Here is a 17,783-nt window from a genome sequence, read left to right as displayed (position 1 = left end):
GAGGAATGATCTTATTTAGATCTTCCTACAATTGAAAGCTGTTAACTTAGTTTATTCATTGTGTTTGGTGATAGATAAAAAAGTCCACCATTAATTGCATCAACATGAATAATTGGTTCATAAAGTTCTTTTAGTGCATTGTATTCTACATGATAATTTTCAGGTTTTTCTTCATCATCTTCATAAAATTGATTTAATAAATCTAAATCATGTTGCCATCTATTTCTTGCTTCTTCAGCCCATTTTGTATCTTCTTTTTCAATTTTGTTTCGAATTAATTGTTCCATTCGGTTTAAACCACTAATTGGTTTAATCAAAGGTGACATGGAATAGCAAAAATCAGGTATTTTAGAATTGAACTGGATTTTTTCAATTTTTGTATGAAAATCTTCAATAATCCTTCCGGAAATTAAATGGATTCCAAAAGAATATAAATAATCTTTTTTATGATCACAAGTAAAAGATACCTGATAATTGACAGCTAACCAAGGATGTAATGCAATTTGTTGGCCGATAGGTGCTTTTGTGTCTTCATAAAGTAAAATTGATTGGCCTAGATCATTTACGATCGAGAAAATCTGGTGAAGACGTGGCGAGCCAAAATGAATTTGTTCGCCTTTAAGATCTTCAGGTGCATTATCACTATCTGTAATAAGTGTTAACTTCATAGGATTTGGAATACCGCCTGTTTTTTCTAAATAATGCCAATAGAAAGGACGATTCATTAATTTTTTATCCATCTCAATCGTTAATTGTATTTCTAAATATGTTGGTGTGTTCTTTACGATTTCACAATCATTATGTCTGAAAAAGTATTCGATATAATCATGGATTTCATGTTGCTGCATAACTATCACCTGCTTGTTTATGTTGCTGTAATTGAATGATGGACGTTAAATTTTCCATTTTAATTTTCATTTCGCCTTCAGTTTTAGAATTAATAAATATTTCATTCATATGGGCTTCAAAATCCTTGTAAGGAATTCTAGTTAGAATATCATCTAGTTCACCGATTACACGCTCAAATAAATTAATTTTTTCATAAAGTAGTCTTAAAATGTGTTCTTCAATTGAGCCAACAGTCGCAAAGTTATAGATACTTACATCCTCTGTTTGTCCAAGTCGATGAATACGTCCTATTCTTTGTTCAAGTCTCATTGGATTCCAAGGAAGGTCATAATTTATCATATTTGAACAAAATTGTAGGTTAATACCTTCACCACCGGCCTCGGTTGCTATTAGCACTTGTACACGATTTTTAAATAATTCTTTCATCCAATCCTTCTTACCACGTTTAAAGCCACCCCTAAATGGAACAGATGTAATACCGTTTTGTTTTAAAAACCATTGTAAATATAACTGTGTTGCGCGATATTCAGTAAAAATAATAACTTTATCATTTATTTTTTTTATTAGTTCAACTACTTTATTTGCTTTTGAATTAGATGTAATTTGATTAATTTGATGAAAAATTTTCTCAATATACGGATCATTAATATCAATATTGTCTTTTTCAAATCTTTGAAGCATTTTTTTCATTGATACATAAACAGCTTCACGACTACTACAAGCTTCACGCTTAAAAGTTAAAAAGGAGAACGCAGAGGTTACCCCGGTATATTGTGATTTCTGCCATTCGTCGATTAGATCATAAAGTTTTTGCTCTTCCTCATTAAAATTAATTAATACTGTTTCTACTTTTCGCTTTGTCCACTCGATGCCTGTATCTTGTCTACGATTTCGAACCATTACTTTTCCAATAAGTTCTCTTAGTAAATCTTCATGCTCTAATGAACGGTTCTTAGCAGAAAAATATTCTTCAAAACTAGATTTATTACCTAGATGGCCAGGTTTTAATAAAGAAACTAAATGGAAAATTTCTTCTATGTTATTTTGAACCGGTGTAGCAGTAAGCAGTAAACAATACTTCTTTTTAAGATGTTGTACAAACTCATAGTTTTTTGTTTTATTGTTTTTAAGTTTATGAGCTTCATCGATAATGACGAGATCATAATTGATATTTAATATTTTTTCTCGATGAGGGTCCCTTTTTGCAGTATCGATTGACGATACAACAACATCACAGCTATCCCACACATAATTCTTTTTTTGTTGTGCGATTGCTGGAATATGGAATTTTGTATTTAATTCAAAGGTCCACTGTGATACAAGTGATGCTGGGACCAGTATAAGCACCTTATTAACTAAGCCACGAATCATGTATTCTTTTAAAATTAAACCCGCCTCAACTGTTTTACCTAATCCTACTTCGTCAGCTAAAATTGCTTTTCCATTCATTTTTTCAATTACAGTCGTAGCTACATCTAATTGATGAGGCAATGGAGTTAAATTTGGTAAATGAGTAGGAGCAATCATACCTGTAAAAGATGGAATTGCTAATTTTGTAGAAGTATGATAGGCAAGCTTATAATTCTCCCAATTTGACCATGGTCCATCATTTTCAAGCTTCTCTAAGAAATCTTCCTGCCATTCTGTATGGAATTTAATCTCGATTGACATACAAACCTCACCTATTTCAATTTTATATTGGATAATCATGAACATTATATTGAATTAATTGATATAATGTTCGTTATTTTAATTTTAAAAAAATTCACTTCGATATTGCTGAAACTTGTCGTTTAATGTTAGGATAATAGTGTAGAAAAAAAGTAAAAATTTATTATTCTTTTATTAAACAAAAAACTCTTATTGTTAAGAAAAAACAGTTAACTAATATAGATTGATAATATTTTCTTGTTTTCTACTAGTTTTTCCGAAAATATACAAAATATGTAAATTATTTAATGGTTAGCTGGACGAACTATTAATTTAGTTTTCCATCATGCTAGCATGTAGATAAGGGGGAAATGGCTACATGACGACTTTATTACGCACACCTTTGTTTGAAGATTACAAAGTGTTAGGTGGTAAAACAATTGATTTTGGTGGCTGGGAGCTACCTGTACAATTTTCGAGCATTAAAGAAGAGCACGAAGCTGTTCGTACAGCAGCTGGTTTATTTGATGTTTCTCACATGGGAGAAATAGAAGTAACTGGTAAAGATAGTCTTAAATATTTACAAAAAATGATGACAAATGATATTTCAAAATTAAATGAAGAAGGCGCATTATATACAGCAATGTGCTATGAAAACGCTGGAACTGTAGACGATTTACTAGTTTATAAATATAACGATGAACACTATTTATTAGTTGTAAATGCGTCTAATATTGAAAAAGATTTCGAATGGTTAATTTCACATGTTGAAGGTGATGTAAAAGTAGTTAATAAAAGTAATGAAGTTGCACAATTAGCTCTTCAAGGGCCAAAATCTGTTGCAATTTTACAACGTTTAACGAATGAGAACGTTTCTGATATTAAGTATTTTACTTTTAAAGATAATGTATTAATTGGTGATCTAAATGTTTTAGTTTCACGCACAGGTTACACTGGTGAAGATGGATACGAGCTTTACCTAGCTGCTGAAGATGCATCTAAGCTTTGGACATTACTTTTAGAAGCAGGTAAAGAAGACGGTTTAAAACCATGTGGGTTAGGTGCACGTGATACACTTCGTTTCGAAGCGGCTCTAGCATTATATGGTCAAGAATTATCAAAAGATATTACTCCATTAGAAGCTGGAATCGGCTTTGCTGTGAAATTAAATAAAGAAGAAGATTTCTTCGGTAAAGAAGTTCTGAAAAATCAAAAAGAGCAAGGTGTACCTCGCAAACTTGTAGGGATTGAAATGATTGACAAAGGTATTCCAAGAACTCACTATCCTGTATATGTAAACGGGGAAGTAATCGGTGAAGTAACAAGTGGTACACAATCTCCAACATTAAAGAAAAATATTGGGCTTGCATTAATCAAATCTGAATTTTCTGCTTTAGGTACTGAACTTGAAGTTGAAATTCGAAATAAAAAATTAAAAGCAGTAGTAGTTTCAAAACCATTTTACAAAAGAGAGAAGAAGTAACTAGGGGGAGAAAGGGGATTACCTTAATGCATCGTTATTTACCAATGACAGAGCAAGATCGTCAAGAGATGTTAAAAGTAGTAGGTGTTTCATCAGTTGATGAATTATTTAGTGATATTCCTGAAAAAGTTCGTTTTAATGGCTTATTAAACATTAAAAAAGCAAAGTCTGAATCTGATTTATTAAAAGAATTATCTGAATTAGCTAACAAAAATGCCAATTTAAAAGAGTATGTATCTTTCTTAGGAGCGGGTGTGTATGATCATTACTTACCAACTGTTGTAGATCATGTCATTTCACGTTCAGAGTTCTATACAGCTTATACTCCTTATCAACCTGAGATTTCTCAAGGTGAGCTTCAAGCAATATTTGAATTCCAAACAATGATTTGTGAATTAACAGGTATGGATGTTGCAAACTCATCTATGTATGACGGTGGTACTTCTTTAGCAGAAGCAACTACTTTAGCAGCAGGTCATAATGGTAAAAAACGTATTTTAGTTTCAAAAGGCGTTCATCCACAATCACGTGAAGTTATCCTATCTTATGCAAAAGGGCAACATTTAGAGGTTGTTGAAATTGGCATTAAAGATGGAAGAACTGATATCGAAGAATTAAAAAATGAAATGAATGAAAATGTAGCATGTGTTGTTGTTCAATATCCTAACTTCTATGGACAAGTAGAAGAATTAGCTGAAATCGAACCAATTGCACATACTGGTAAAAGTTTATTCGTTGTTTCAAGTAATCCATTAGCATTAGCAGCATTAACTCCTCCAGGTGAATTTGGAGCGGATATAGTTTCAGGCGATGCTCAAACATTTGGTATTCCAACTCAATTTGGCGGTCCTCACTGTGGATACTTTGCTACAACATCTAAATTAATGCGTAAAATGCCAGGACGTTTAGTTGGACAAACAGTTGATGGAGAAGGACGTCGCGGATTTGTATTAACTCTTCAAGCCCGTGAACAACATATTCGTCGTGATAAAGCAACTTCAAATATTTGTTCTAACCAAGCATTAAATGCATTAGCAGCGTCTGTTGCAATGACAGCTCTTGGTAAAAATGGTGCTGTAGAAATGGCAATGCAAAATATTTCTCGTACTCAATATATGAAGAAAAAATTAATTGAAAACGGTATCTCAGTTGTATTCCAAGGTGCTGCATTCAACGAACTTGTAATTGATGTGAAACAAAATGTTTCTGAAATAAATAAGCAATTATTTACTAAGAAAATTATCGGTGGTTATGACTTAGCAAAAGTTGAACCTACTATGGAAAATCATATGTTAATCGCAATAACTGAATTACGTTCTAAACAACATATTGATACATTTGTAGAAGAATTAGCATTATTAGTAAACGGAAAGGGGATTCAACATGCTGAAGGATCAACCGTTAGTTTTTGAGATTAGTAAAGAAGGTCGTATTGCATATAGTCTTCCTACAATGGATGTAGAAGAAATCGATATTAATGAAGTTATTCCAAGTACTTATATTCGTAAAGAAAAAGCGGATTTACCAGAGGTTTCTGAGTTAGATTTAATGCGTCATTATACTGCATTATCTAAACGTAATCATGGTTTAGATTCAGGGTTCTACCCACTTGGATCTTGTACAATGAAATACAATCCAAAAATTAATGAAGCTGTTGCACGTATGGCTGGTTTTGCACATGTTCATCCACTACAAGATGAGTATTCTGTACAAGGTGCATTAGAATTAATGCATGAGCTTCAACAAGAATTGAAAGAAATTACTGGAATGGATGAAGTAACATTACAACCAGCTGCAGGCGCACATGGTGAATGGACTGGATTAATGATTATCCGTGCTTATCACGAAAGCCGCGGTGACTTCAACCGTACTAAAGTAATTGTACCTGACTCTGCTCATGGTACAAACCCCGCATCTGCAACTGTTGCAGGTTTTGAAACTATTACAGTTAAATCAAATGAAAAAGGCTTAGTTGACTTAGATGATTTACGTCGTGTTGTTGATGAAAACGTTGCAGCATTAATGCTTACGAATCCAAATACATTAGGTCTATTTGAAGAAGATATTTATGAAATTGCTGAAATCATCCATGCTGCAGGCGGAAAAGTTTATTATGACGGAGCTAACTTAAATGCTGTATTAAGTAAAGCACGCCCTGGAGATATGGGATTTGATGTAGTGCATTTAAATCTTCATAAAACATTCACTGGTCCACACGGTGGTGGTGGCCCTGGTTCTGGTCCTGTTGGAGTTAAAGCAGATTTAATTCCATATTTACCAGCACCAATCGTTGAAAAAGTAGGAGAAGAATATGTTTTAAATTTCGATCGTCCAGAGTCAATCGGTCGTGTAAAACCTTTCTTTGGAAACTTTGGAATTAATGTTCGTGCATATACTTATATTCGCTCAATGGGTCCAGAAGGATTAAAACAAGTAACAGAAGATGCAGTTTTAAATGCTAACTATATGATGCGTCGTTTAGAACCATATTTTGACCTACCATTCGATCGTCATTGTAAACATGAGTTCGTATTAAGTGGAAAACGTCAAAAGAAATTAGGTGTTCGTACTTTAGATATCGCTAAACGCCTATTAGACTTTGGTTACCACCCACCAACAATTTACTTCCCATTAAACGTGGAAGAATGTATCATGATTGAACCAACTGAAACTGAATCAAAAGAAACATTGGATTCATTTGTTGATACAATGATTACAATTGCTAAAGAAGCAGAAGAAAATCCAGAAATCGTACAAGAGGCTCCACATACAACTGTTGTAAGTCGACTTGACGAAACTTTAGCAGCTCGTAAACCTGTATTACGTTATATTAAAGCATAATTCAAAAAGTTCCCTCATTAGGAGGGAACTTTTTTTTGCCGAATTTCTGATTATGTTGATTCTTAACCGTTTGATACACGTGCTTTTAGATTTTCTTTAAACTATTTAATTCGTTTAATTCGACCATCAAATGCTTGGACCTCGGGTATTAAAAACCATCTTGGTTAAAGCTTCAATTGTATGTTCATTCTGTAGAAATAAGGTAATCGTGGGGACATTTTCAATCGCTCAGGCAAGAACGAATCGTTTAAATTTGGACGATAGTTGCTTCAAGTATAAAAATAAGAAAGCTCACTATATTTGCTAAAATAAGAGGCTTTTTTATGATTATCACTATTTATTTTTCGTTTATTGTTTATTTAATAAATAGTTTTAAAATTATTATTAATTGGATTTTTATACAATACATAAATAGTGGAATAGTAATTCAAGACAAAAATGTAACAGGAGGGGTTAAAGATCATAAAGATTTCAATCACTATCAATAGTTCTTTATTCCATAATCTACATTTAATTTTTTAATTACATAACCTACATACTTCTTAAAAGAATCTATCATTTGTTATTGTCATTCTTTCACCGGAATGAATAAATACCCACAGCTACGTCAAATTCTTTTTGTAACATACTAAATTTTCCCAAAAAACTTATTAAATGGTGTTGATTTTTTCTCATATAAGGAGGATAATTGTAACATTATTTTTAACTGAAAATTAACTATATTAGGGGTAATCAAAATGAAAATCGTAAAATTTGGTGGGTCTTCATTAGCCACTTCTGAACAAATTGAAAAAGTATTTCAGATTGTTACATCAGATGTTGAACGTAAAATTATCGTTGTATCTGCACCAGGCAAAAGATTTCCAGATGATCTTAAAGTTACCGATTTACTAATTAGTTGCGCACAACTTGCTCTAATGGGTAAGGATTATTCAAAGGAATTCAATCAAATAATCCAAAGGTATTCTGAAATTGCAATTGGATTAGGTTTACCAGCGGATATTATGAATGAAATTTCACTCCGTATCGAACTTGCGATCAGTAATAAAAAGGATCATCCTGCAAGATATATGGATGCAGTTATGGCATGTGGGGAAGATAATTGTGCTAGATTAGTAGCGTCATATTTTCAGTTAAAAGAACTTGAGGCAAGTTATATTAATCCAAAAGAAGCAGGTTTATTTGTTACAAATGAACCAGGGCATGCTCAAGTTTTAGCGAAAAGCTATGAGAATTTATTTGAATTGAGAAAAAAATCGGGCATTCTTATTTTCCCAGGTTTTTTTGGATATTCAGAGGATGGACATATCGTTACATTTTCTCGCAGTGGTTCAGATATAACTGGTTCTGTTGTTGCTAATGGGGTTAAAGCTACTTTATATGAAAACTTTACTGATGTCGATGCAGTTTTTTCTGTAAATCCTGCGATTATTCATAATCCAAAGGAAATAAAAGAATTAACCTATCGAGAAATGAGGGAGTTATCTTATGCAGGTTTTAACGTATTTCACGATGAAGCATTGATACCTGCTTTTCAAGCTGGAATTCCAGTAAACATTAAAAATACGAATAATCCAACTGCTCCTGGGACACGAATTGTAAAGGAACGTACGTTATCAAACGGTCCTTTAATTGGTGTCGCGAGTGATAATGGATTTTGTAGTATTTATATAAGCAAGTATTTAATGAACAGAGAAATAGGTTTTGGGCGTAAATTATTGCAAATACTTGAGGATTATCGAATTTCATATGAGCATCAGCCAAGTGGAATCGATGATATTTCAATTATTATTCGCCAAAACCAATTACCAGTTGAATTGGAATGTCAAATTATTAAACGGATCCAAGATGAATTAAATGCAGACCATGTGGTCGTTGAAAGAGACCTTGCCTTAATCATGTTAGTAGGTGAGGGGATGCGACATAATGTTGGTACTACAGCAAGAGCGAGTAAAGCGTTAGCAAATGCAGGAATTAATATCGAAATGATAAACCAAGGTTCTTCAGAAGTAAGTATGATGTTTGGCGTAAAATCATTTGATGAGAAAAAAGCAGTCCAAGTTATTTATGAAGAATTCTTCTCGAAAAGTGTCATCTAACTAATTTATTAAAATATAGATGAAAAGAATAATTATTTAACGTAATTCCAGAAGATGGAATACATAAGGAGTATATGAATATGACAGAAAAAGAAATACAGTTACTTCAGTGTATTGAACAAAATGGACGCTTAAGTAATGACGTACTAGCAAAAATGATTGGAGTTACTGAGGAAGAGGTAGCCAATCTATTAACAAAATTTGAAAACGATCGTGTTATTCTTCAATACATTACCTTAATTGATTGGGGGAAAGTGCCAGTTCAAGAGAGTATAACTGCTATGATTGATGTAAAAGTAGCTCCAAAACGAGGTGTAGGGTTTGATGAGATTGCTGAAAAAATCTATTTATACCCGGAAGTTAAATCAGTTTATTTAATGTCAGGAACATATGACCTATCAGTTGTAGTTGAAGGAAAAACAATGACTTCAATTGCTTCATTTGTATCCCAAAAACTATCAACTTTAGAATCTATATTATCAACGACTACCCATTTTATCTTAAAACGTTATAAACATGATAGTATCGTATATGGACAAAAACAAAGTGATAAGCGTATGGTGATCACGCCATGAGTAAATTTAATTTATCAAATACAGTAACTACACTACAACCATCAGGGATTCGAAAGTTTTTTGATTTAGCGGCTAGTATGGATAATGTCATTTCACTTGGGGTAGGTGAACCTGATTTTGTTACGCCTTGGAATGTGAGAGAAGCAAGTATTTATTCGTTAGAGACAGGACATACGGCATACACTTCAAATGCTGGACTGTTAGAATTACGTCAGGAAGTAAGTCGTTATTTTGCTAAGAAGTTTGATGTGCATTATAGTCCAGAAGATGAATTAATTATAACGGTAGGGGCAAGTCAAGGGATTGATATAGCGTTAAGAACAATTTTAAATCCTGGAGACGAAGTAATTGTAATCGATCCATGCTTTGTGTCATATGCACCTTTAGTATCACTTGCAGGCGGTGTTCCAGTTCATTTAGCAACAACAGGAGAAGAAGAGTTTAAAATAAATCTTCAAGCGTTGAAAAAGAAACTTACACAAAAAACTAAGGCAATCTTACTTTGTAATCCTAATAATCCGACTGGTACTTTACTGGAGAAAGAATTATTAGAGGATTTAGCCGTATTTGTTAAAAAACATAATTTAATTGTCATTTCTGATGAAATTTATGCTGAACTTGTTTATGATGGCGAATATACAAGCTTTGCAAATATCGATGGAATGAGAGACCATACAATTTTAATTTCTGGATTTTCTAAGACATTTGCAATGACAGGTTGGAGACTTGGTATCGTTGCAGCACCTTCTGACATTATTTCTCATATGCTCAAAGTTCACCAATATGCAATTATGTGTGCACCGACTATGTCACAGCATGCTGCAGTTGAAGCACTTCGAAATGGGGATCATGATGTAGAAGAAATGCGACGCAGTTATATGCAGCGTCGAAATTTTTTAGTGCAATCTCTTCATGAAATTGGATTATCATGTCATCTTCCTGGTGGAGCTTTTTATGTATTCCCTTCAATACAGAATACTGGCTTAACATCAGAGGAGTTCGCTGAACAATTATTATTAAAAGAGAGAGTGGCGGTCGTCCCGGGAAATGTTTTTGGCGATTGTGGAGAAGGGTATATTCGATGTTCATATGCAACTTCATTAAATCAATTAATTGAAGCTACAAAAAGGATTAATCGATTTTTACAGACTCTTCCAACATACGAACCAACAAATTTTATTAAAGCTGAAAGTAAATAAACTAAAAATAAGCTCTTGTTTTCCATTAGAGGAAACAAGAGCTTTTATCTTATTGCAGTTAAGAATTCTTTTGTTTTAGCGTCAATTATTCTTTCAATAAAAATTGAGGAAATTAAGTGATCATACCCTAAGGTTTCACATAATATCCAGTTATTTTGCACTTCTAGAGGCAGCTTTTTTATCTTATCTCTTAATTCATTCATAAGAGTTCCTGAAAAAAATAAATACGGAATGATAATTACTTTTTGATTTTTTTCAGTCAATAGTTGATCCCAAGCTTCGTGAATCGATGGCTTTGATACTGCCATAAAAGCGGGGAGAACAGGGTGCTTTAAATTTGCTTCAAGAAGTTTAACGATTGAATTGAAATCATCGATTGTTAATGGATCACTACTTCCTCGTCCAACTAGTAGTATTTTAGCTGGCTTTAATATATGCTTAACTTTTTCATTAATTCGCTTTTGGATTAATTCGATCATATTTTTGTGAATACCGATTGGATTGGCTATTTTTATATTTATGTGTGGGTATTTCATTTGAAAATTGGTTACTTCAAGAGGAATATCCACTTTTGCATGATTTGCAGAAAGGAGTAAAACCGGCAATACTGTTACCGATTTTGCTCCTTTACGCAAACAATTCTCTAATCCTACTGAAATTGATGGTTCACAAAGTTCAATAAAACTAATCTCTTGAATTGGGCAATCGATTTGTTTTTGTACTTTTTTAACAAACTGTATGGCTGAATGGACAGCTGATTTTACACGGCTTCCATGACATACATATAAGATTGCATCCATTCTAAAGCACCTCATTCCATTTTAAGGGAGAATTTAAAGACTTGAATAATTAATTTTTTTAGGTTCAGTGATCGCGTTATAGTTCGTTTCAAACCATTGTAATTGATGGTGTAATTTAACTACTTCTCCTACGATAATCATACTAGGATTGGTTATTTTTTCTTTTTCTACGTCTGATATGACATTTTTTAGTGTACTAATGACAGTTCGCTGCTGATTTGTCGTACCAAAATGAATTAGAGCAACTGGAGTATCTTGATGTTTTCCATTAGAAATTAGTTGATGACGAATATAAGGCAAATTATTAACTCCCATATAAATTGCTAGTGTGTCGATGCCTTTTGCTAAAGAGGACCATTTAACTGTATCCTCTTCTTTGCAATGACCTGTTACAAAAGCAAAAGAACTACTATAATCACGATGGGTGACAGGGATACCAGCATAAGCTGGAGCTGCTATACCTGATGTAATGCCAGGAACGATTTCAAAGGAGATACCACGTTCTACAAGATAGGTTGCTTCTTCACCACCACGACCAAAAATGAAAGGATCTCCACCTTTTAATCGAACTACGTTTTTTCCTTTTTTTGCATATTTGACTAAGAAAGCATTTATTGTTTCTTGTTTTAATGCATGGTAGTTTGGGAGTTTACCAGCGTACATTAACTCGACGGATTCTTTTGCATACTCTAGTAATTCCTTATTTACTAGTCGGTCATATATAATGACATCTGCATTTTGAATGCACTTTAGACCTTTTACTGTAATTAAATCAACATCTCCTGGTCCAGCACCAACTAAATAAACTTTTCCAATCATTCCTCACACCTCATCATCATCGATTACTTAAAACTTCTAAATCTAAAACAAATCCACCACTTTGACTAACTTTCTTTTTTTCATACATTAATAGTTCTTTTACGTCCGGTTTTTTTACATAAAATTTTTCAAGTTCTGTATCAACTAGTTTGAATGCTTTTTCATCATCGCTTGCTAAAATAACAATAGGAACGACACGGCTTTCTATTAGTGCTTCAAATCGATATAAAAACATATGTCACCGACTTTCTTTAAGATGCATTGACAGTTTCAAGAATGGAAGTTAAATAGGTTTGTAATTCTTCAATTCCAACTCTTGAGACATAATCTAAAAAGGTTTCTGAAGGTAGTTTATTTTCGCTAAAATGCTGTAAGAATTTTTCTAGAACTAAGTGAAGGGCAGGGGATTCAACTTTCCCTTTTAATTTTTTATTTAATTTACCACCGTTGGCTAATGTTCCGCCTACATAGATCTCAAAAGCTTCTACTAATTCTTTTTTCTCATTACGAGCCTTAATTCCTTGTAGTCCTATATCAGCGATCGCTCTTTGACCACAAGAGTTCGGGCAACCAACCATATGAATTCTAACAGGTACATCTAATGTAATTTTTTCATCTAAATAAGAAGCGGTATCTTTCATACGAGCTTTCGTTTCGACTAAAGCTAAATTGCAATATTCGTTTCCTGTACAAGCAACAGAATAACCAATAAATTTTGGCGGTGTTGGAGTGAATTTCTCGAGTATTGGTTCTTTCAATAATTCATCAAGTTTTTCTGTTGGAATATTTGGCAAAATTAAATTTTGTGAATTACAATTACGTATTTCACCATTACCGTATTTTTTAACGATTCTAGCTAACTCAAAAACTTCCTTAGAATGCAATCTTCCAACAGGTATGCTTAATCCAACATAATTTAGTCCTTCTTGTTTTTGTGGATGAACGCCATAAAAATACCCTGCGTTCCATGACTCCTCAAAGCCTTTTCCTTTTGTTAATAGCTTTCCTGTATATCCTTCTAGAACTTCTTTAAACTTTTCAACGCCCCAATCAGCGACTAAAAACTTTAAACGAGAGTGATGGCGTTTTTCACGGTAACCATAATCTCTAAAGATTGTTGTAACGGCGATTGCAACTTCTTTCACTTGATGTGGCAATAAGAATACATCAAGTTCTTGAGCTAAATGCGGAGCAGATGATAGCCCACCACCAACTTTTAAATGAAAACCAGCAGTTTCTTTGCCGTTAATTTCTTTTATAGCCGGAATAAATGAAATACAGTTAATTTCTGCATTTGATGCATTATTTTTATTTGTACTGATCGACATTTTATATTTTCTAGGTAGATTAGAGAATTCTTCATTAAACTGAAAGAATTCATAAACTTCCTTCACAATAGGTGAAGTATCAAATAATTCATTCGGATCGATTCCTGCAAGTGGATTTCCAACGATATTACGCGTAATATCACCGCATGCACCAGCACTAGATAGACCAACTTTTTCTAAACGAGAGAAAATATCTGGTATTTGATCAATTGTTAACCAATGAAATTGGATTGCTTGCCTAGTTGTAATATCATATACATCTCGACCATAATCACGAGCGATTTCTGCTAATGTTATAAGCTGTTCATGAGTTAAAATGCCAGACGGAACATTAACTCGCATCATGAAATATCCGGCTTCTTTGGGCTTTTGTAAATAGCATCCTGCCCACTTAAACAAATCCCATTGATCTTTTGGAATGGATTCAAACCCATTTTCAGCATAGTAAGGGATGTCATCATAAATTTTAAGCCCATCCTTAACGAGCTTCTTTTTTTCAGTTTCATTTAGTTTAAGATTGTCTTTCCATATTTTTTTATATGCCATCTTATTATCACCTTACCCAATATAATTTTTACTCTTTAAAAATTGAAGTATCGTTTCAACACATTCTTGTACAGATTGAAGATCAGTTTTTAATGTAATTTCTGGATTTACTGGTGCCTCATACGGAGAGCTGATACCGGTAAAGTTTTGAATTTCACCATTTTTTGCTTTTTTATAAAGTCCTTTCGGGTCTCTACTCTCACAAGTTTCAACGGAACATTCTACGTAAACTTCAATAAACTCACCTTGTTCGACTAATGAACGAACTAGATTTCGATCAGCAATAAAAGGAGAGATAAAAGCCGTTAAGACAATTTGCCCGTTATCAACAAATAGTTTTGCTACTTCACCAATTCGTCTTATATTTTCAGTTCTGTCATAATCAGTGAATCCTAGATCTTTGTTTAAGCCGTGACGAATATTATCACCATCTAAAACGTATTGTTGAACATTAAGATGGTATAAAGCTTTTGCAACCTCGTTAGCAATCGTTGATTTACCTGAAGCAGATAAACCAGTAAACCATAAAATACAGCTGTGGTGATTGTTTTTTTGGCGACGGTCTTCTTTTGAAATACTAGCCTGATGCCAAACGATATTTTTAGACATTTAACTTTTCTCCTATTCTACAGAAATTGATTCAGGTTCTTTTAAACCTTCAATTAGTACCTCAACTACTTCTTTTCTACTAAAGGCAGAAGGTGGAAGTTCACCTTTTTTAAGCATTTCACGAACCTTTGTACCGGATAATGTTACGTGATGCTCACTATCGTGCGGACATGTTTTGGTAGATGCCATATTTTCGCACTTTGAGCAATAGAAACTATTTTCAAAGAATAAAAGAGAAATTCCTAATTCATCTTGTGAAAAATTTTGGAAGATTCTTTGTGCGTCATAAGTTCCGTAGTAATTGCCAACTCCAGCATGATCACGACCAACAATAAAATGGGTGCAGCCGTAATTTTTTCTAACAATTGAATGAAATACAGCTTCTCTTGGTCCTGCATATCGCATTGCTGCAGGGAATACAGCTAAAAATACACGATCAGTAGGATAATAGTTTTGGAGTAATACTTTATAGCTTTTCATTCGGACTTCTGCAGGGATATCGTCTGATTTTGTCTCTCCAACTAATGGATTTAAGAACAAACCATCCACAATTTCAAGTGCCGTTTTCTGAATATATTCATGGGCACGATGTACTGGATTACGAGTTTGAAACCCAACTATTTTCTTCCAATTTAATGATGCAAATTTTTCTCTCGTTTCTTTTGGATTTAAATAATGTTCAGTGAATTTAGTCCGGTTAATTTGTTTAATAACCGTTACTTCGCCACCTAAATAAACATCACCTCGGGAATACATTTTTGCTACGCCAGGGTGGTTTGTGTCAGTTGTACCATAAACAAACTGTGCTTCAATTAACTTGTTAGGTGTATAAATATCATCAATCTTTAACAAACCATACACATTATTTTCCCAAGTTAGTTTAACTAGTTCACCTAGTTTAAGATTACTTGCTATTTGTCCACTAACAGGAAGTGTAATTGGAATACTCCATACAGTTCCGTTTTTTAATCTCATAGTACTTACGACTTGCTCATAATCATCTTTTCCTAAAAAACCAGTAAGGGGACTATAGGCTCCATTTCCAATTAACTCAAGATCACTTAATGCAATTAAATCTAAAGGAATTTCCTTCAAATCCTCTTTAATAGTAATTTCTGGATTAAATCGATTAATTAAGACTCCTCCATGCGGTGGTAAACTCATTTCTAAACACTCCTTAAATTTTCATATTTTACTAGTTAGTAAGAATAAATTTTTATTTTTGGGCATCTAATATAGACAACTAATCATGTAATCCACATTCAGTTTTTTGTGACCCAGACCAACGACCAGAACGACTATCTGAAGAATTTGATGCAGGTAATGTGCATACCTCACACCCAATACTTGGATAGCCTATATCGTGTAAAGGATTGTATGGGAGGTTTTTGTAATATACATATCGCCAAACTTCTTTCCAAGTCCAATGGATTAAGGGACAAACTTTTATTAGGTTGAACTTATGATCTAGATTAAGAAATTCTGTTTTTTGCCTTGTGGGAGATTGTTCTCTTCTTAAGCCTGATACCCAAGCATTTGCACCTTTTAGCGCTTCTTGAAGAGGTAAGATTTTGCGAAGATGACAGCACTTATTTGGCTCACGCTTCCATAACTCATCACCATGCATACTTGCTTGCTCTTCTAGAGTCAGGCTTGGTGTTTTCTTTTCTATTTGTAAGCTTGGATATTTAGCTTGCACACGGTCTATTAATTCATATGTTTCCTTGAAGTGTAGACCGGTCTCTAGGAAAACAACCTTTGCATCAGGTTTCACTTTTGAAATTAAATCAATTAATAAGATTCCCTCAACTCCAAAGCTACAAGCATAAACTAGCTCATCACCATAGGTTTTGTAAGCCCACTCGAGTACTTCAAGTGCACCTTTTGTTTCATTTTCAATCGAAAAGTCAGGAATACTCTTTTCGTTCCAATTTTCAAATCTCATTTTCTTTTCCTCCAATTGACTAAAGAAGCCAAGTTATCCTAAAAAGAAAAGGCAGCTCAAAGCTACATGTTTATATGTAGACTTTGAGCTGCCTCTAGTTTTTCTAGTCAGCAGGAACCTTATTTACTTTAATCGTATTTTTTCTTGTTTTTCTACTTGAATAATTCTCCCATCTTGAACGACTAATGTGATTGTTCCGAATCTTAAACCATTTAGTAACGATTCCACGACTTCAATGATGGGTGATAAGTCGTTGGTTTGGCTCATGACCTTCCTCCTAGAATTTAATTACAACTAAGTCTATCAGAATTATATGGATTGTCAATTTCAAAAATGATAATTTATGAAAAATTTTTTTATTTTCATAATTTTGTATTATGTGATGAAATTTTCCCAAATTTATGTAAAATATTAACTAGTGATTAGAAGTAAAAAAAGATTATGATAAATAATTAATTGAACTAATTATATTTATAAAAAGTCTGTTTAGGATTTTAGTATTTAACAAAAATTATTTTGTTCTTAATAAGCTATTAATGAATATACAAATAGTTAAGAAATATAATAATGGAATAACAATTCGTAACACCTAAAAGGAGGTTCTCTTTGACGATACTTCATAACGAACCATTAATTTCAGCTGTTATTGCGTGGTTTATTGCGCAGTTTTTAAAAGTCATTATCCATTTATTTAAAGAAAAAGAATTTGATATAGCTAAGTTTTTTGCTTCTGGTGGTATGCCAAGTTCACATTCCTCAACAGTGACTGGATTAGCGTTAAGTGTTGGATTAACAGAAGGATTTGGAGATGTTACTTTCGCAATTTCAGCTATTTTTGCTACGATTATCATGTATGATGCTTCAGGTGTAAGGTTAGCAGTAAGTAAACATGCAAAGTTATTAAATGATTTTTTTCATGGAAGAATTAAAAATTATAAAGCATTAAATGAACTTGTCGGTCATACTTCATATGAGGTTGTTGTTGGAGCATTAATCGGAATCATCATTGCAATCATCGTTTCAAAATTTTAACGCTATAA

At 33.2% G+C, this 17,783-nt stretch carries 18 protein-coding genes; 8 read left to right on the top strand and 10 right to left on the bottom strand.

Translation table 11 applies throughout. The annotated features are described in order from the left end of the window. Positions 1 to 41: 41 nt before the first annotated feature. Both CN925_RS03540 and CN925_RS03535 read right to left on the bottom strand, forming a co-directional pair. A complete protein-coding gene (locus tag CN925_RS03540; RefSeq protein ID WP_098844898.1) occupies positions 42 to 848 on the bottom strand; it encodes a YqhG family protein in 807 nt (268 codons plus the stop codon). Next, a complete protein-coding gene (locus CN925_RS03535) occupies positions 835 to 2,520 on the bottom strand; it encodes a DEAD/DEAH box helicase (RefSeq protein WP_098844897.1) in 1,686 nt (561 codons plus the stop codon). The genes CN925_RS03540 and CN925_RS03535 overlap by 14 nt, the downstream gene beginning before the upstream one ends. Before the next feature lie 358 nt (positions 2,521 to 2,878). On the opposite strand from CN925_RS03535, the gene gcvT reads away from it, so the two are divergent. From gcvT to CN925_RS03505, 7 genes are all read left to right on the top strand, one after another. Continuing rightward, a complete protein-coding gene (gene gcvT, locus CN925_RS03530) occupies positions 2,879 to 3,982 on the top strand; it encodes a glycine cleavage system aminomethyltransferase GcvT (protein WP_098844896.1) in 1,104 nt (367 codons plus the stop codon). Between the two features lie 26 nt (positions 3,983 to 4,008). After that, positions 4,009 to 5,394, top strand: a complete 1,386-nt coding sequence (gene gcvPA / locus CN925_RS03525; RefSeq protein WP_286138256.1) for an aminomethyl-transferring glycine dehydrogenase subunit GcvPA — start codon at positions 4,009 to 4,011, stop codon at positions 5,392 to 5,394. Next, complete coding sequence (gcvPB, locus tag CN925_RS03520) at positions 5,366 to 6,823, top strand: aminomethyl-transferring glycine dehydrogenase subunit GcvPB (protein WP_098844895.1); 1,458 nt, start codon at positions 5,366 to 5,368, stop codon at positions 6,821 to 6,823. The genes gcvPA and gcvPB overlap by 29 nt, the downstream gene beginning before the upstream one ends. Positions 6,824 to 7,146: 323 nt before the next feature. Then, the gene (locus tag CN925_RS21190; protein WP_180232828.1) at positions 7,147 to 7,311 is read left to right on the top strand and encodes a hypothetical protein; all 165 of its coding nucleotides are present in this window, start codon (positions 7,147 to 7,149) and stop codon (positions 7,309 to 7,311) included. A gap of 249 nt (positions 7,312 to 7,560) precedes the next feature. Then, positions 7,561 to 8,922 carry an aspartate kinase gene (locus CN925_RS03515; protein ID WP_098844894.1) on the top strand — a complete coding sequence of 454 codons (1,362 nt, stop codon included), beginning with the start codon at positions 7,561 to 7,563 and terminating at the stop codon, positions 8,920 to 8,922. An 80-nt stretch (positions 8,923 to 9,002) separates the two neighbouring features. Further along, positions 9,003 to 9,497: an Lrp/AsnC family transcriptional regulator gene (locus CN925_RS03510; RefSeq protein WP_098844893.1), complete on the top strand. Its 495-nt coding sequence runs from the start codon at positions 9,003 to 9,005 to the stop codon at positions 9,495 to 9,497. Further along, positions 9,494 to 10,696, top strand: a complete 1,203-nt coding sequence (locus CN925_RS03505) for an aminotransferase (protein WP_098844892.1) — start codon at positions 9,494 to 9,496, stop codon at positions 10,694 to 10,696. Before CN925_RS03510 ends, CN925_RS03505 begins: the two co-directional genes overlap by 4 nt. Before the next feature lie 44 nt (positions 10,697 to 10,740). On the opposite strand, the gene CN925_RS03500 is transcribed toward CN925_RS03505, so the two are convergent. The 8 genes from CN925_RS03500 to CN925_RS03465 form a co-directional block, all read right to left on the bottom strand. Next, positions 10,741 to 11,496, bottom strand: a complete 756-nt coding sequence (locus tag CN925_RS03500) for a sirohydrochlorin chelatase (protein ID WP_180232827.1) — start codon at positions 11,494 to 11,496, stop codon at positions 10,741 to 10,743. A 33-nt stretch (positions 11,497 to 11,529) separates the two neighbouring features. Beyond that, positions 11,530 to 12,315, bottom strand: coding sequence for a uroporphyrinogen-III C-methyltransferase (gene cobA / locus CN925_RS03495; RefSeq protein WP_142339179.1), 786 nt, complete (start codon positions 12,313 to 12,315; stop codon positions 11,530 to 11,532). Between the two features lie 16 nt (positions 12,316 to 12,331). Further along, positions 12,332 to 12,550, bottom strand: a complete 219-nt coding sequence (locus CN925_RS03490; protein WP_098844890.1) for a DUF3906 family protein — start codon at positions 12,548 to 12,550, stop codon at positions 12,332 to 12,334. A gap of 16 nt (positions 12,551 to 12,566) precedes the next feature. Further along, the gene (locus CN925_RS03485) at positions 12,567 to 14,189 is read right to left on the bottom strand and encodes a nitrite/sulfite reductase (RefSeq protein ID WP_098844889.1); all 1,623 of its coding nucleotides are present in this window, start codon (positions 14,187 to 14,189) and stop codon (positions 12,567 to 12,569) included. A gap of 12 nt (positions 14,190 to 14,201) precedes the next feature. Continuing rightward, the gene (cysC, locus tag CN925_RS03480; RefSeq protein WP_098844888.1) at positions 14,202 to 14,798 is read right to left on the bottom strand and encodes an adenylyl-sulfate kinase; all 597 of its coding nucleotides are present in this window, start codon (positions 14,796 to 14,798) and stop codon (positions 14,202 to 14,204) included. Between the two features lie 12 nt (positions 14,799 to 14,810). After that, complete coding sequence (gene sat / locus CN925_RS03475) at positions 14,811 to 15,962, bottom strand: sulfate adenylyltransferase (RefSeq protein ID WP_098844887.1); 1,152 nt, start codon at positions 15,960 to 15,962, stop codon at positions 14,811 to 14,813. A gap of 79 nt (positions 15,963 to 16,041) precedes the next feature. After that, positions 16,042 to 16,743, bottom strand: coding sequence for a phosphoadenylyl-sulfate reductase (locus CN925_RS03470; RefSeq protein WP_098844886.1), 702 nt, complete (start codon positions 16,741 to 16,743; stop codon positions 16,042 to 16,044). A gap of 123 nt (positions 16,744 to 16,866) precedes the next feature. Next, entirely contained in the window at positions 16,867 to 17,010 is a 144-nt protein-coding gene (locus CN925_RS03465; RefSeq protein ID WP_098844885.1) for a YezD family protein, read from the bottom strand. 339 nt (positions 17,011 to 17,349) lie between these two features. Between CN925_RS03465 and CN925_RS03460 the strand changes: the two genes are divergently transcribed. Beyond that, entirely contained in the window at positions 17,350 to 17,775 is a 426-nt protein-coding gene (locus CN925_RS03460; RefSeq protein WP_286138255.1) for a divergent PAP2 family protein, read from the top strand. Positions 17,776 to 17,783 lie beyond the last annotated feature (8 nt).

It is taken from the genome of Bacillus sp. AFS055030, from assembly GCF_002574545.1.
Classification (GTDB): Bacteria; Bacillota; Bacilli; order Bacillales; family Bacillaceae_G; genus Gottfriedia.
This window is presented reverse-complemented; position numbering and strand designations above follow the sequence as displayed.

Coding starts and splice junctions, on each gene's coding strand:
- CN925_RS03540 (WP_098844898.1), bottom strand. CDS start 848: ATGCAGCAACATGAAATCCATGATTATATCGAATACTTTTTCAGACAT.
- CN925_RS03510 (WP_098844893.1), top strand. CDS start 9,003: ATGACAGAAAAAGAAATACAGTTACTTCAGTGTATTGAACAAAATGGA.
- CN925_RS03515 (WP_098844894.1), top strand. CDS start 7,561: ATGAAAATCGTAAAATTTGGTGGGTCTTCATTAGCCACTTCTGAACAA.
- gcvPB (WP_098844895.1), top strand. CDS start 5,366: ATGCTGAAGGATCAACCGTTAGTTTTTGAGATTAGTAAAGAAGGTCGT.
- CN925_RS03465 (WP_098844885.1), bottom strand. CDS start 17,010: ATGAGCCAAACCAACGACTTATCACCCATCATTGAAGTCGTGGAATCG.
- CN925_RS03470 (WP_098844886.1), bottom strand. CDS start 16,743: ATGAGATTTGAAAATTGGAACGAAAAGAGTATTCCTGACTTTTCGATT.
- cobA (WP_142339179.1), bottom strand. CDS start 12,315: ATGATTGGAAAAGTTTATTTAGTTGGTGCTGGACCAGGAGATGTTGAT.
- CN925_RS03505 (WP_098844892.1), top strand. CDS start 9,494: ATGAGTAAATTTAATTTATCAAATACAGTAACTACACTACAACCATCA.
- CN925_RS03485 (WP_098844889.1), bottom strand. CDS start 14,189: ATGGCATATAAAAAAATATGGAAAGACAATCTTAAACTAAATGAAACT.
- gcvPA (WP_286138256.1), top strand. CDS start 4,009: ATGCATCGTTATTTACCAATGACAGAGCAAGATCGTCAAGAGATGTTA.
- gcvT (WP_098844896.1), top strand. CDS start 2,879: ATGACGACTTTATTACGCACACCTTTGTTTGAAGATTACAAAGTGTTA.
- sat (WP_098844887.1), bottom strand. CDS start 15,962: ATGAGTTTACCACCGCATGGAGGAGTCTTAATTAATCGATTTAATCCA.
- cysC (WP_098844888.1), bottom strand. CDS start 14,798: ATGTCTAAAAATATCGTTTGGCATCAGGCTAGTATTTCAAAAGAAGAC.
- CN925_RS03490 (WP_098844890.1), bottom strand. CDS start 12,550: ATGTTTTTATATCGATTTGAAGCACTAATAGAAAGCCGTGTCGTTCCT.
- CN925_RS21190 (WP_180232828.1), top strand. CDS start 7,147: ATGATTATCACTATTTATTTTTCGTTTATTGTTTATTTAATAAATAGT.
- CN925_RS03535 (WP_098844897.1), bottom strand. CDS start 2,520: ATGTCAATCGAGATTAAATTCCATACAGAATGGCAGGAAGATTTCTTA.
- CN925_RS03500 (WP_180232827.1), bottom strand. CDS start 11,496: ATGGATGCAATCTTATATGTATGTCATGGAAGCCGTGTAAAATCAGCT.